Annotated in this window: 13 protein-coding genes and 1 other RNA gene; 7 read left to right on the top strand and 7 right to left on the bottom strand. The window is 55.5% G+C overall.

The window, feature by feature from the left end; genetic code table 11:
- Positions 1-10: 10 nt before the first annotated feature.
- Positions 11-1,054, bottom strand: a complete 1,044-nt coding sequence (locus tag L0H14_RS09440; RefSeq protein WP_301421727.1) for an NAD(P)-dependent alcohol dehydrogenase — start codon at positions 1,052-1,054, stop codon at positions 11-13.
- A gap of 122 nt (positions 1,055-1,176) precedes the next feature.
- The gene (locus L0H14_RS09435) at positions 1,177-2,055 is read right to left on the bottom strand and encodes a C40 family peptidase (RefSeq protein ID WP_301421726.1); all 879 of its coding nucleotides are present in this window, start codon (positions 2,053-2,055) and stop codon (positions 1,177-1,179) included.
- A 393-nt stretch (positions 2,056-2,448) separates the two neighbouring features.
- Between L0H14_RS09435 and L0H14_RS09430 the strand changes: the two genes are divergently transcribed.
- Together L0H14_RS09430 and L0H14_RS09425 are read left to right on the top strand one after the other, a co-directional pair.
- On the top strand, positions 2,449-3,357 hold the full coding sequence (locus tag L0H14_RS09430) for a Nif3-like dinuclear metal center hexameric protein (RefSeq protein WP_301419403.1): 909 nt from the start codon (positions 2,449-2,451) through the stop codon (positions 3,355-3,357).
- Between the two features lie 7 nt (positions 3,358-3,364).
- Positions 3,365-4,117: a zinc ribbon domain-containing protein gene (locus L0H14_RS09425; RefSeq protein ID WP_301421725.1), complete on the top strand. Its 753-nt coding sequence runs from the start codon at positions 3,365-3,367 to the stop codon at positions 4,115-4,117.
- Here L0H14_RS09425 and L0H14_RS09420 read toward each other — a convergent pair.
- Entirely contained in the window at positions 4,097-4,846 is a 750-nt protein-coding gene (locus L0H14_RS09420) for a YaaA family protein (protein ID WP_301421724.1), read from the bottom strand. The genes L0H14_RS09425 and L0H14_RS09420 overlap by 21 nt on opposite strands.
- Before the next feature lie 64 nt (positions 4,847-4,910).
- Between L0H14_RS09420 and rnpB the strand changes: the two genes are divergently transcribed.
- The 3 genes from rnpB to L0H14_RS09405 all read left to right on the top strand — a co-directional run bounded on the left by rnpB (position 4,911) and on the right by L0H14_RS09405 (position 7,606).
- Positions 4,911-5,268: RNase P RNA component class A (rnpB, locus tag L0H14_RS09415), an RNA gene on the top strand.
- 30 nt (positions 5,269-5,298) lie between these two features.
- The gene (locus L0H14_RS09410; protein ID WP_301421723.1) at positions 5,299-6,024 is read left to right on the top strand and encodes an HNH endonuclease family protein; all 726 of its coding nucleotides are present in this window, start codon (positions 5,299-5,301) and stop codon (positions 6,022-6,024) included.
- A 121-nt stretch (positions 6,025-6,145) separates the two neighbouring features.
- The gene (locus L0H14_RS09405) at positions 6,146-7,606 is read left to right on the top strand and encodes a glyceraldehyde-3-phosphate dehydrogenase (RefSeq protein ID WP_301419399.1); all 1,461 of its coding nucleotides are present in this window, start codon (positions 6,146-6,148) and stop codon (positions 7,604-7,606) included.
- Between the two features lie 131 nt (positions 7,607-7,737).
- On the opposite strand, the gene def is transcribed toward L0H14_RS09405, so the two are convergent.
- Together def and L0H14_RS09395 are read right to left on the bottom strand one after the other, a co-directional pair.
- The gene (gene def, locus L0H14_RS09400) at positions 7,738-8,358 is read right to left on the bottom strand and encodes a peptide deformylase (RefSeq protein ID WP_301419398.1); all 621 of its coding nucleotides are present in this window, start codon (positions 8,356-8,358) and stop codon (positions 7,738-7,740) included.
- Complete coding sequence (locus L0H14_RS09395; protein WP_301419397.1) at positions 8,359-8,664, bottom strand: antibiotic biosynthesis monooxygenase; 306 nt, start codon at positions 8,662-8,664, stop codon at positions 8,359-8,361.
- A gap of 184 nt (positions 8,665-8,848) precedes the next feature.
- Here L0H14_RS09395 and L0H14_RS09390 point away from each other — a divergent pair, with 184 nt between their 5' ends.
- Positions 8,849-9,451 (top strand): TetR/AcrR family transcriptional regulator, encoded by a 603-nt coding sequence (locus L0H14_RS09390; RefSeq protein WP_301421722.1) that lies wholly within the window; start codon positions 8,849-8,851, stop codon positions 9,449-9,451.
- Positions 9,452-9,631: 180 nt separating this feature from the next.
- Positions 9,632-12,172 (top strand): MMPL family transporter, encoded by a 2,541-nt coding sequence (locus tag L0H14_RS09385; RefSeq protein WP_301421721.1) that lies wholly within the window; start codon positions 9,632-9,634, stop codon positions 12,170-12,172.
- Positions 12,173-12,195: 23 nt separating this feature from the next.
- Here L0H14_RS09385 and L0H14_RS09380 read toward each other — a convergent pair whose 3' ends face one another.
- Both L0H14_RS09380 and L0H14_RS09375 read right to left on the bottom strand, forming a co-directional pair.
- Positions 12,196-12,957 carry an enoyl-CoA hydratase/isomerase family protein gene (locus L0H14_RS09380; protein ID WP_301421720.1) on the bottom strand — a complete coding sequence of 254 codons (762 nt, stop codon included), beginning with the start codon at positions 12,955-12,957 and terminating at the stop codon, positions 12,196-12,198.
- A 34-nt stretch (positions 12,958-12,991) separates the two neighbouring features.
- Entirely contained in the window at positions 12,992-13,771 is a 780-nt protein-coding gene (locus L0H14_RS09375; RefSeq protein ID WP_301421719.1) for a MerR family transcriptional regulator, read from the bottom strand.
- Positions 13,772-14,167 lie beyond the last annotated feature (396 nt).

The following is a 14,167-nucleotide window of genomic DNA, read 5'->3' as shown; positions in this document are numbered from 1 at the left end:
TCATCGAGGCTTAGATCGTGGTCGCGTCGATCACGAACCGGTAGCGTACATCCGAACGCACCACACGCTCGTAGGCTTCATCAACATCATCAGCACTGATGACTTCTACCTGGGAAGTAATCCCGTGTTCTGCTGAGAAGTCCAACATCTCTTGGGTCTCCTTGATCCCACCGATATTGGAGCCGGTTAGCGAGCGCCGCTGTGAAGTCAGTGAGAAAACGCTAAATGATTGTGAGTTCTCAGGTAGTCCTACGAACACCATGGTGCCATCGAGCTTGAGAGTTTTCAGGAGAGCATCGACATTGATATCTGCCGAGACAGTATTGATGATCAGATCAAACGTGCCGCGTAAGGCTTTGAGCGTGCCTTCTTCACTGGTGGCACGATAGTCGTTGGCACCGAAGTGTCGACCATCATCTTCTTTGGAACGTGTCTGCGAAATGATGGTGACGTGAGCGCCCATAGCGTGTGCGTATTGGACGGCCATATGGCCCAGACCGCCCATACCAATTACCGCTACGTTCATACCGGGACCGGTTTTCCAATGCCGCAATGGAGAGTATGTGGTGATACCGGCGCACAGCAGGGGAGCAGCGGTCTCAAAAGCAATGGCCTCTGGGATGTGGAGGACATAATCCTGCTTGACCACGATATGAGTCGAGTAGCCACCGTAGGTGATCTCACCGTCATAGTCTTTGCTGTTATACGTCATGACCGCGCCTTGGTCACAGAACTGCTCTTCTCCTGTACGGCACGGTTCACACTGGCCGCAGGAATCCACAAAACATCCAACGCCTACCCGATCGCCGACCTTGAACTTGGTTACGTTTTTGCCGATCTCGGTGACGATGCCGGCAATTTCATGGCCTGGGACCATGGGATACATGCCAGGGGCCCACTCATCTCGAGCATTGTGAATATCAGAATGACAGATACCGGCGTAGGCGATTTTAATCAAGACGTCATCCGGGCGGACTGCGCGCCGTGTAATGGTGCCACGTTCGAACGCAGTGCTTGGGGCAGGGGTCAGCAGGGCTGAAATCTGTGTTGTCATAGTCCAGGTATATCAAATTTAGGCAGCAGTACTACAAGGCCGGTTCTTCTCGGTGGTTAACCTACTGCGCGGTGACACCAGCTTTGGTGCCACCGCGCAGCGATGGGAGAACGTGCGGCAGTTTAGTAACGAGCCACGGTGTTCATTGGTGGGTTGTACTGTGCGTAGTGATCCAGAGAATCAATAGTGATTCCGGCTTCTGGGTTACGTGCCTGGGCGATCTTACCGTCACCGATGTACACGGCGACGTGGTAAATGCCGGAGCCTGAACCATTATTGGACCAAAAGACGAGATCGCCTTCCTGGACGTTGGACAGGCTGTCTTGGGTACCACCGCTGAACTGAGCGCTCGAGGTACGTGGTAGCTCGATGCCAGCTTCAGCAAATGCTGCTTTAGTGAACCCGGAGCAATCGTAAGCGCTTGGACCGTTGCCACCGTACTGGTAGGAAGCGCCTGAATTGACGATGTCGACTGCTGCGCTTGTAGCGGCGGTCGTACCTGAACCTGAGCTTGTGGCGGAAGCGGTTTGAACGGTGCTATTGGTGTCGCCGGCGTCAGCGGTGGAGGTCGTTCCACTGGATTCTGGGCCTACGCCTGCGCTTTCTGCGGCAGGTGCACTCTCTGTGGAGGAAGCATCGCCGGATAGCTGAAGTTCATCTCCCGGATAGATGACGCTAGAGGTGCTCAGGCCATTGGCGCTCAACAGTGAGTCCAGCGATACGCCCTGTGAGCTGGCGATGGATGCAGGCGTGTCACCGGACTGCACGGTGTATGAGCCAGCTGAGCTGCTCGAGGCAGTGCTGCTGGAGCTCGAAGAGGCGGCAGGGGCGGCGACATCGTCCATTGCTGCGTTAGCCGGTGCCATGCCGATGATGGAAGCGCTTGCAGCGGTTGCCAGACCAGCGACGCTCATGGAGAATTTCTTGTTCCGACGCGACCGCAGTGCTAGCTGTTCGGCTTTTTCGGCGTCAATGCGTGCTCGGCGAGTGGTGAAGGTCATGTTGTTACTCTCAATAAGACGGAAGATGCAATGTTGCTTGTCTGGACTCCGGACGTCTTCTTCAAGACGGCTCGTTATCAGAACGTTATTAACCGTGACATTATTGTTATCTCTTCGCAACCTTCGCGGTTGCATTTCCGGCCAAAATTCGGCGTTTTTGAAACTCCTTCGGCGGCAAGTCAGCGATTCAAGGAATTCCTGGCAATTTCCTGTTATTGTTCTGTGATCTTCTTGAAGGGTTGATTCTGTGGCATGTGGCTCAGATTTGTCTTGACCTCCGGGGCCTCAAGTCGTCATGCGCTGCCGATATTTTCCCAACTTCTGGGCAGGCGTCCGCTATGTGTGGCAGGTTAAACAGTGATTTCACCTTGGACAGCAGGCACAATAGACAACATGGCATCGAAGCAAGCATCTGAGCAATCCGTCGTTCATCCAACGCTTTCCCAAGTCATCCAAGCAATGGAAGCGTTGTGGCCGGTGAGTCTGCAGCAGAATTGGGATGCTTCTGGCATCGTTGCCGGCCGCCCCGAACAGAAAATCCAGCGCATTCATTGGGCTGTAGACCCGGTCCAAGCCGTCGCCGACGAGGCGGTGGCTAGTGGAGCTGATTTAGTCGTTACGCACCACCCGTTATTCCTGCGGCCTGTCACTTCCATTGCGGCAACAACGTTTAAGGGCAAAGTGCTGCACACTCTTGTTGAGAATTCTTGTGCCTTAATCACTGCGCACACGAATGCGGACTCCGCGGTGGGTGGTGTTTCAGATGTTTTGGCAGAAATCCTGGGACTGGAAAACCTTGAGCCGTTGGCTGCTGCCGAAGATGGTTTGCACGAAGAAGGCATCGGTAGAGTAGGGACGTTGCCCGCAGGTATGCGGCTCGAAGAATTTGCGACGCGAGTATATGGTGCGCTTCCTGCCGTCGCCGGGGGCGTTCGCGTGGCCGGTGATCCAAACGGGATTGTTTCCAAGGTGGCAATTACCGGGGGAGCAGGCGACAGCCTATTTGACCACGTGCGTCAGCACGAAGCTGATGTCTACATCACCGCAGACCTTCGTCATCACCCAGCTTCGGAAGCCAGGGAACAAGCTATGGCGGAAGCAGATCGACCATACCTGATCGACGTGTCGCACTTTGCTTCAGAGTGGCTGTGGCTACCGGCCGGAGCTAATGCTTTAGAACGGGCACTCGCTGATGAAGGATTTACCATCACCTCAGCTGTATCAGCCATCAATACTGACCCTTGGGACTTTATTTTGACCTCGGGCGATGAGACCAAGAAGATCGACAACGAAACGGAATAGTTTATCTATGAGCATCACCGCGACCACGCAGCAGCAACGTCAACTTCTTGATCTGCAGTCCCTCGACAGCCAGCTGACACGGTTGCGTACTCAACTGAGCGAATTGCGTGACGATGCCCAGCTTGCTGAGCTGCGTCAGGCTGGTGCAGCCGCTGTTGAGCGTGCCAAAGCTGTCCAGGTCCAGGTTGAAGAGCATCAGGCAGCAGCTGACGAGGCAGAGCGAGTTGTAGAAGAAGCCACCAAACGCCGAAACACTCACCAATCTCGACTGGATGCAGACAAGGTCTCGTCTCGCGATGTCCAGGCAGTCACCATGGACATTGCGGAACTCACGGTTCGCATTGATCAGCTTGAAGAGGCACAAGTTGAAGCGATGCAGACGCTGGAAACGTCACAGACAGACTTAGCCAACGCCCAGGCTGCGATTGCCGAGGCCGAACAAGCTGTGAATGTCAGAATCACCACGATCAATGAGCAAGGACAACAGCTCTCGAAACAAGGCAAAGAACTCACGATTGAGCGCGCTACCTTAGCCGATAACCTCCCGACGGATCTTGTTACCGAATATGAGCAGATCCGCGATGAGAATCACGGTATCGGTGTCATTGAACTGACACCGGAAGGGCTATCCGGTGCCGGTGTGCCGATTTCACCGGCTGAGCTAGCCGAGATCAAGAAACTACCCGCTGATGAACTGGCTTACTGCCCTGATACTGGCGCGATCTTGGCGCGAAGTGCATTAGCTCAGGACGATGCGTAACGAACCGGCTTTTTTCGCGGTGGGCTCCACGAGTTCAACCTCATAGATCTCACCGACCGTCTCTGTAACCTGTTGCAACGACCCGATAGGTTCTTGAGCATGTTGTTGTAGTAGGTGCCGTGCCACATAGCCGCGTGCCTGCTTGGCCCAGTGCGACACCACTTTCAACTCACCGTTGACGCGTTGAAATACATCAACCGTGACCGTGCGGAACGGTGGGGTTTTCCAAAAGGAACGATAGGTTGTTGAGCGGCAGTCGATGATCGGTCCGCTGGCGTAGTCAGATAATTGGTCTGTCAGCCGCGCGCGCCACCAGGTGCCAACATTGCCGATGCCCGGAAGCTTTGCTGTCGCAGGATAGCGATAACTTGGGATGGCATCCGATAGCCGTGTTACTCCAAACAGGGCGGAGAACACCAGGGTGAGGTCGTCATCGACATGTTCCAGCGTTCCATAGTCCAGAGCGTCAAAGAGCACGCCAGTATAGACCTGCCATGCGGGTGCCGCAGGTGCTTCGAGGAGCTGCTGATTTGCCGCGATCTCTTTGTGAAGCGATTTGCCGACCTTCAGAATTTCGTGAGCGTTGCCCAAACCGGAAACTACTTCAAGCTCTTGAACAAGCGTCCGGCGTTCTCCAGACAATCCTGGAAAGACCAAATCATTGAACGATAATGGTTCACCGTGCTCAGGTGCGGTTTTACCTTCAGAAGGGGGCAGCAAAATCAACATGAGTTTGAGTGTAGTTGCTCGAATTACGTTCGTTGGACAATCTTCGGTAAAGTGAGACCTTCGGGATGGAGTTGCGGATGGTCGCGACATTACGTCGAGGAAAGTCCGGACACCACAGGGCATGATGGTGGGTAACGCCCACTCGGAGCAATCCGCAGGCTAGTGCCACAGAAAGTAGACCGCCCCGTAAGGGGTAAGGGTGAAAGGGTGGAGTAAGAGACCACCAGCGGGTGTGGTGACACGCCCGGCTCGGTAAACCCCATCCGGTGCAAGATCAAGCAGAACACGTCACGAGGCTGCCCGCCCAGTGTTCGGGTTGATCGCTTGAGTACTGCGGCAACGCAGTCACCAGATAGATGATCATCAGCCAATCGGAGCATTCCGATTGGTCACAGAATCCGGCTTACAGCACTCCATCCCGTCCCCACATCAAGCGTCTTGAAAGTGCAATATTGTCTCAGCGTCGCCGGAAAACGTCTCAGCTCGCCAAGCTGCCCCTGCCTATTGCCGTCTTGGTCATTGGCATATATTTCATTGCAACGTTCGTCTTTCCTGCTGACGAGGATTACGTGCCCGCAGAAGGTACTGCGCTGGAGCAATTAGAAACGCTAGAAATTAAAGGCCGCGCCCCGAAAACCGGGTACAGTCGCGCTGAATTTGGTAACGGCTGGTTAGATCCTGACGGTAATGGCTGCGACGCGCGCAACGATGTTTTGACTCGAGATCTAGAAAGCGTCGTGCATGCTGACGACAGCTGCAAAGTGCTTACCGCAGTGCTCCAGGATCCCTTTACCGGACAGACCATTGATTTCATTCGCGGTGCACAAACTTCCACGGACGTTCAGATCGACCACGTTGTCGCGCTCTCCGACGCCTGGCAAAAGGGCGCCCAACAACTGTCAGCAGCAGAACGCGAACGCTTTGCCAATGACCCGGTGAACCTGTTGGCCGTTGACGGACCAGCGAATGGGCAGAAGTCCGATGCAGATGCAGCGACCTGGTTGCCGCCGAATAAGGACTTCCGCTGTGAATTCGTGGCCATCCAAACAGCAGTGAAAGCTAAATATGACCTCTGGGTTACCGAGCCAGAACATGATGCGATCGCTGATGTTCTGTCCGAGTGCCCAGATGAACCTGCGTATACCACCGACGATGAGCTTGCTTTGCTTCGCCAGTAGCGGCACGACTTTCTGATCACTTCGATTGCCGGTATCCTTTGCCCTGAAACGCTAAGATGAGAATGTTTTCAAATAGGTTGGCCTTCCGCCAATCGCACACTATGAAGAAAAGGACCACATCGTGGCAGATATCACCGCCAGCACGCAGGAGACTCTACAACAGTGGAGTGAACGTGAGCAGTTGGCTGAGCAAATGGTTCCGCTCATTGGTTCGTTGTACCGCAATAACAACATCGTAACCTCCATTTATGGTCGGAGCCTCGTTCATCAGTCGGTAGTCGACATCTTGAAGGCTCACCGCTTTGCTCGCCAGGTTGATGAATCAATTCTTCCGGTTGAAGATTCGTTTGCGATTGTTCAGGCAATGTCAGAGCTCAACCTTGGTGCTGGATCTGTCGATTTGGCCATGATGGTCAAAAAATTCCGCGAAGCCGGCGGCGACGCGAAAGACTTCGTTCGTGCTGAACTGGCCGATATCGTCGACAAGAATGGCGAAGGCCTCGGCGACACCACCGATGTTGTGCTCTACGGCTTTGGACGCATTGGTCGTCTGCTTGCCCGCATTCTGCTCGATCACGCCGGTGGCGGTACTAAACTTCGTCTGCGTGCGATCGTTGTTCGTCGCAACTCTGATGACGACATCGTCAAGCGTGCTTCCCTGCTGCGCCGCGACTCTGTGCACGGTGCCTTCAACGGCACCATTGAAGTTGATGAAGAAGCCAATACCATCACCGCTAATGGCACCAAGATCCAGGTCATCTACGCATCTGACCCAGCCTCCCTCGATTACACCGAGTACGGCATCAATAACGCCATCGTTGTGGACAACACGGGTGTATGGCGCGATGCAGAAGGTCTGGGCCAGCACCTCAAGGCCAAGGGCACTTCCAAGGTCATGCTGACGGCTCCTGGTAAGGGCGACCTGAAGAATATTGTCTTCGGTGTCAACACCGAAGACATCACCCCGGAAGACACCATCATCTCGGCTGCTTCCTGTACTACCAATGCGATTACCCCGGTTCTGAAAGTCATCAACGACGAGTACGGCATTCACCACGGTCACGTTGAAACCGTGCACGCCTACACCAACGACCAGAACCTGATCGATAACTTCCACAAGGGATCCCGCCGTGGCCGTGCCGCTGGCCTGAACATGGTGATCACCGAAACCGGTGCAGCAACCGCGGTTGCCAAAGCGCTTCCAGAGCTTTCTGGCAAACTCTCGGGTAATGCCATTCGCGTTCCAACCCCGAACGTTTCCATGGCTATCCTTAACCTGGAGCTGGACGGTAAAACGTCTCGCGAAGAGATCAACACACGTCTGCGTCAGGAATCCCTGACCGGCTCGTTGAGCAAACAGATTGACTACATCTACTCACACGATGCAGTCTCCACTGACTTCGTAGGCTCCAACCGCGCCGGTGTCGTAGATGGTCTGGCAACCATCGTCAACGAAGGGTCCAACGGTTCCAGCCTGATCCTCTACGTTTGGTACGACAACGAATACGGTTACTCCACACAGGTTATCCGTGCGGTAGAAACCATGGCCGGTGAAAACCTACCCGTCTTCCCAAAGCACTAAGACTAGCCACTAGGTCACAGACTTAGAGCCGCAAAACGTGAGGTCGCCCTGAACGGGGCGACCTCACGTTGCGTTTAAGCCCTGATCTCACGTTTCCTAACAATGACAGGAGCCGTCAAGAAGTAGTGCTGTTAATCTTCTACAGCTTCCTCGACGTCTTCAGTGTCGTGGCCAAACGGATCTTCGTCATCACCGGGCATCCAGGTATTACCTGCGGTGGTCCAGCCTTGCTTGCGCAGTTCCTTTTTCCAACGCTTTGCCCAACGCGGATTCAGGCGGTTGACGTACAGAGTGGCGTTCAGGTGATCAAATTCGTGTTGCAGAATCCGAGCAAACCAATCGTAGGCCTCAAAATCTACGGGATCACCATTGACGTCGAATCCCTGGAGCCGAACATGATCGGAGCGCTTCAACGGGTATCCCAGAGCCGGTACTGAGAGACAGCCTTCCGTTTCACTTTCTGGATCCGGCTCTTCCTGAGAAACCTTCCCCAACAGGGTCAACACCGGGTTGAGCACTTCGCCCTTGGTGGGGGCATCACCGGTGTGTTCAAATTCCCAAGTGAAAATACGCAGACCCACACCAACCTGGGGAGCGGCGAGACCAACACCGCGGGCGGCCTCCTGAGTAACGTGCATATCGGCAACCAGCTGCCGTACGTCGTCGGTGATTTCCTCAACTTCGGCAGCGCGGTTATGCAGTACCGGATCGCCATGAATGACGATGGGTAGAGTCTTTCCTTCTGCGGCCACTTACAACTCCACGATGTCGAATTCCAGCAGCTCAGCACCGCTGGCTACTGGCTTGCGTGGTTTGCCGTCTTCGGAAGCATGTGCTGCAGCATTGTCACGGGAATCGCGCCAGTTTTCGTAGTCCTCACGTGAAGCCCACTGGGTGTACACAAAGTACTGGGTATTGTCACCGGTTGGGCGCAATAGGTTAAAGCCCTCAAAACCGGGGGACTGGTCGACGGCATGCTTGCGAGCTGCAAAGCGTGCTTCGAGTTCGCTACCTTGACCTTCTGGAACGCTCAAAGCGTTGATGACCACGATTGACACGAGTGTCTCCTTAACGTGCTGGGGATTTGCAGTACTCTTTGCCTCTAGCACCGATACATGCTTGGCATTATGTACTGACATTACCGAATCCTGGGGTGTCACACCAACGTGGGCACATTGCCCGGTTGGCCTTATAGTGCCGGTACCACCACGTTGCAGGGCTGGTAGAAGTACGATGAGAGCTGTGAATCCAGCACCTGAGAAAATACCGCGTGGACGGCCACGGAGCACGACGTCACATCAAGCCGTGCTCAAGGCCGTGGCACGACTCCTTGAAGAACAGAACCACGACTATGAAACCCTGACCATCGAAGGCATCGCTGCTGAAGCCAGCGTTGGCAAACAGACCATCTATCGTTGGTGGTCGACCAAAGCATCGGTGCTGCTAGAGGCTATCCTGACCGGCCACGTGAAAATGCACATCGCCGAAGTCAACGACACCGGCGATCTTCGTGCCGACCTTCGGCAGTGGGTGCAGGTTCTTCGGGGGAGTTTATTCGACGCCCAAAGTGTCTCCCTGGCGCGCTCGTTGGTCACGGCCGCCATCGTTGAAGAGGTCAATCTCGAGGACTATCTCACGCAGAACGACCTTGAGCTCACGGCCGTTCCCTACAGACGCCTGACAAAGGAAGCCGCCCGTGGTGGTCTGCGAACGGACACTGATCTGTCAGCGACCCTGGGTGCGCTGGTCTATCCCATCATTTTGCGCTTGATTTCGGGTGTGACTCCCGAACCCGAGTGGTTCGATGCATTGGTCGACGTCGTGGTTAAAGGTGTTGGACGTTAAGGTCTGTATCGGAAATGCTCGTGTGGGATTGGGCACAAAACTGTTGGAACCTTCCACCGGAGTTATGCGAGACGCCGCGTATCGTTTATCGTAGAGAAGGTATAAACCTCCTCGGGTGTGTTTTGTGCTGCAACATCTCGTCCACCCCACCCGAACCGCTCAGGATTCAGGAGTCCTTCCATGGCAAAACTGCTCTATCGGCTCGGCATGTTCAGCGCACGTCGAGCCAAAACCATTATCTTCGCCTGGCTGGCGATATTAGCGGTTGCTGTCGGCTCCTTTCTGACCTTCGGTGGTCAACTCTCCGATCAGATCAGCATGCCCGATTTGGAGACCACCGAGGTTGCCGATCGGATGACCGAGGAACTCGACGACGGTTCGGGCGGTAGTGCCAATGTGGTCATTCGCACCGAGGACGGCGAAGAATTTACCAGCCAGCAGCAGGATGCGATTGCTGAGCTGGGTACCGAGGTTGAAGAACACGACATTGTTACTTCGGTGACGGACCCTTTCGAAACCGCCGATGAGGTCGAGGCAAACCGTGCGGATATGGAATCTGGTCGTCAAGATCTCACCGATGGCGCGGACCAACTCGAGACCGGCCAAGAAGAATTAGACGCCGCCCGTCAAGAGCTTCAGGCCGGCCAGGACGAGCTGGATGCAGCAGCTGAACAAGCCGAACAGTCCGGTATGGCCCAGGCCGTTCAGCCACAGCTGGATGCCCAGCAAGAAGAACTTGATGCAGGGCGCGCTGAACTCGATGCCGCGCAAGAAGAGCTCGAAACCTCACGTCAGGATCTCGAAGACGGCCAGCTGGAACTGGACCGTGGCCAGGCCATGCTGGACCTGTCTGACGGTATGGGGACAGTTTCTGATGATGGCGACACAGCCCTGATGATGATCAACTTCCCGCAGGCTGCCCAAGAGCTCGATATGGAGGAAGTGACCGCCGTTTCGCAGACCTTGGTTGATGCTGATATCGACGGCGTAGAAGTCTTGCCAACACAAGATCTCAGTTTTGAAATGCCCGCCATGTTCTCGATGGCTGAGGTTATCGGTCTGCTCGTTGCCGCTGTCGTCCTACTGGTCATGCTGGGTACCTTCATCGGTGCTGGGCTGCCGCTACTCAACGCTCTGATCGGCGTGGGGATCGGTGTTGCCGGCGCCATGTCGTTATCCGGAGCAATCGAGATGATGTCGATTACCCCGATCCTTGGGCTGATGTTGGGTCTGGCGGTCGGTATCGACTACTCGCTCTTTATTCTTCACCGGCACCGCCAGCAGCTCAAAGGCGGCATGGGTGTCACAGACTCCATCGCTTTGGCCAATGGCACCTCGGGCAACGCCGTCATATTCGCAGGTGCCACCGTGGTCATCGCACTGCTGGCTCTGAACGTGACCGGCGTCGGATTCCTGGGGATGATGGGTACGGTTGCGGCATTCTGTGTACTGGTCGCTGCACTGATGGCCGTTACTATGACTCCTGCACTCTTGTCCGTAACCGGGTACACCATCTTGTCCAAGAAGGAACGCCGCTCAGCAGGGCGAGCAAAGGCCCGCCCGCAGCAGCACAACGGCGATAAGGTGACCTCCGGTATGCGTACCGGCAACACCGTCCTGGCTACGGTCGGTGCTGTAGCCCTCCTGATCTTCCTGGCCCTGCCCGTAGGGTCACTACGCCTTGGCCTACCGGATGCCTCCCAGGAGCCAGCCGACTCCACCGCCTACCAGGCCTATCAAGAAACCGAAGAGTCCTTTGGTGAAGGCATGAATAGCCCACTATTGGTGCTCGCCGACCTTCCAGACTCCGACCTATCCGAGGGCGAGGCAACCGATCAACAAATCGCGGTGGCTGAACACTTGGCGGAACGCGACGATGTCGAGACCGCCGTGCCAACGGGTATGAATGACGACCACAGCGTGATCGCTTTGGCCATCGTTCCAACCGATGGTCCGGCGTCGGAGTCCACTGAAAATCTGGTCCATGAATTACGTGCCGACGGGGTGCTGGCTGACACCGAGGTAGCTGACGTTGAACTCTCGGTCGCCGGTGCCGCGGCAGCAAGCATTGATATTTCGGATGTGGTCGCTGATGCGCTGCCCGTCTATCTTGCCGTGGTGATCGGCCTGTCCCTGCTGCTCATGATCATGGTCTTCCGATCACTGCTGCTTCCGCTGGTGGCCACCCTCGGCTTCGTCGGATCGTTCGCTGCGACCATGGGGATCATTGTGGCGATCTTCCAGTGGGGTTGGTTCGGGGATGTCTTTGACATCACCGGCACCGGTCCGATCCTGACCTTCCTGCCGATCCTTGTCATGGGTATTCTGTTTGGGCTGAGCATGGATTATCAGCTCTTCACCGCTACCGGGATGCGGGAAGCCTACGTGCAGGGCTCGGCACCAAAAGTCGCGGTACGAAAAGGCTTGGTCGCCGGCCGTGCCGTGGTGACCGCAGCCGCACTGATTATGATCTCGGTCTTCGCCGGATTTGTTTTCACCGACGATGTGATGATCACATCCATTGGGCTGGCACTTGCCGTTGGGGTCCTGCTCGACGCCTTCGTTGTTCGCTTGTTGCTGGTGCCCTCGGTTCTGCACCTCTTGGGACCTGCCGCATGGTGGCTACCGAAATGGATCGATCGCATCCTGCCCGACGTCGATGTCGAAGGTGCAGCCCTCGAAGAAGAAATCACCAAACGTTCACAAGGCGCCGGCATCTAGCTGGCCTTACACGGACCCGCCCCTTATCGTCCGAGATTCTGGGCGGTGTCCGTAAAGAACCCGAGGGTCTGTGCCGCGAGTTCTGAATCCAAATGTGAATCCAGTGAAGCGGTCGGCGCTGCGGCCAAGAGACGTTTCGAGGCGGTGACCGCATACGTTTCGAAGCTGGCGATGTGCTCGCCCATGGCCTGTGCGGCGGCAACAACATCGTTTTCAATCGACGAGACTAGCCCGGTTTCTAAAGCCTTCTTGGCGTCGTATTGTCCAGCGTTGAGAATCAGTTCGGTGGCTTTAGTCAACCCAATGATCCGTGGCAGGAACCAGGACAGGCCGAGGTCACCACCGGAGATACCGAGTTTGATAAACGGTGCAGAGAACACGGCTTCAGGGGAGGCCAGACGGATGTCGCAGGCAGCGGCAAAAGACATGCCGGCGCCCACCGTATACCCGTTGACAGCAGCGATGGTCGGCTGGGCGACGCCGGCCAGGGTACGGATGAAGTCGGTTCCATAGCGCAGGGCCTTGGAGAGGCGAGACGCCGGATTGGTTTCGTTGCTCCACGGCGTGTCGTCGCCGCCGTCGAAACTTTGCTTAAGATCGAGGCCGGCGCTGAAAGCACGTCCCTTACCGGTAACCACGATGACTTTGACCTCTGGATTATCGGCCAGCTCCCGGATACCGGCCTGCCATTCGGTCAGGATCTTGGCTGTCATAGAGTTCATTGCTTCTGGACGGTTAAACGTTGCGGTGCCAACACCGTTGGTAACGGACAGTTCGATGGACATGGGACTCCTTTAGGCGAATTGGCTGTGTGGCGGTTTATGTTGCGGGGTGGTGTGCTTGGGCTCTTGTTTGGAGGCGGGTTTGCGCTGCTTCCGACTCGCGCTGGCGCAAGGCACCCAGCGCGTGTTCGTAGCTGCGGGCTAAGGCGGCAATGGACACGGGCTTGAACAGGGACACGAATCGCTCGACATCGCTATCGGTCATGTTCTGATCGGCGAGTCTGGGTTTGAGCATCCGTGAGTACGTTTCTTCTAGGTCGGCGGTGAGCCGCTGGCCGGCTGTTTCAATGGCCTTGGTAATTTCAGCCGAGGTGGTAGGTGTGAGCCCGAAATCAATGAGGTCCACCCCGATGGATAACAGAGCAGTGGCAACAGCATAACGGGCAGGTTCCGCATCCTCTGACAACCGATGGATGACTCCCAGATGTTTCAACATGGTGAGGTCATCGTCGGTCAAAGGACGATCAGTCCTGGTATCAAGTTCGGCGCGTGTCATGGTTGCCGGTCGATTAGCTAACCATGGCGCCAGCATGGTGGAGTGCATTGCAATCGATGTGACGGAGGCATCGACTGGAATGCGGTGTAGATGTTCCTTGATGGCAGCGAGTCCAAACCCGTGACCCTGCAATTCAGCAATGAGTTCCAGGGTGACCAGATGTTGGGACGTGTATACAGCTCGCCGGCCGTGTTTTCCGGGAGCGGCCAATAATCCCTGGGTGGTATAGAAGCGTATGTTGCGGACAGCTACGCCGGATCTCTCAGCTAATTCAGCTAACCCAAAGGTGGCTTGCTGCTCTTCGCCATGACGCTCTGACACCGATCTACCTCCCGAAAATGCACATCAAGCTCTATGATCTACCTCACCATGCTAGAACATGGTGTCGCTGTCAGTGCCACTGTGAAGGTTCTGAATATCGTGGAGTGTGAACTACACGACCGCTGGCAAGTCGGCGATATCAAGCAGAAGTAGTGAACAACTCCTGCGACTCATATGCTGTGCTCTCCACCAGAATTATTCGTTGCAACGGGCCGTAGGTGCGCTCAAATGGAGTCGAGCGCTCAGAGAAGCGCTCGTGAGGTGGTGTTTTATGGTGTCCAGGTCGATAAAATATCCAGTACGCATCAGCATGCTGATGTCATGCAAGATTTAGTTTTGTTCTAAGAACGTGCGCCAATAGGGGCTAGTTCGGGCGTCATTAATAGTCATTAAATC

The organism is Yaniella sp. (genome assembly GCF_030453185.1).
GTDB lineage: Bacteria > Actinomycetota > Actinomycetes > Actinomycetales > Micrococcaceae > Yaniella.
Note: the sequence above shows the minus strand (reverse complement) of the source record. Positions and strands in the feature narration are given on the sequence as shown.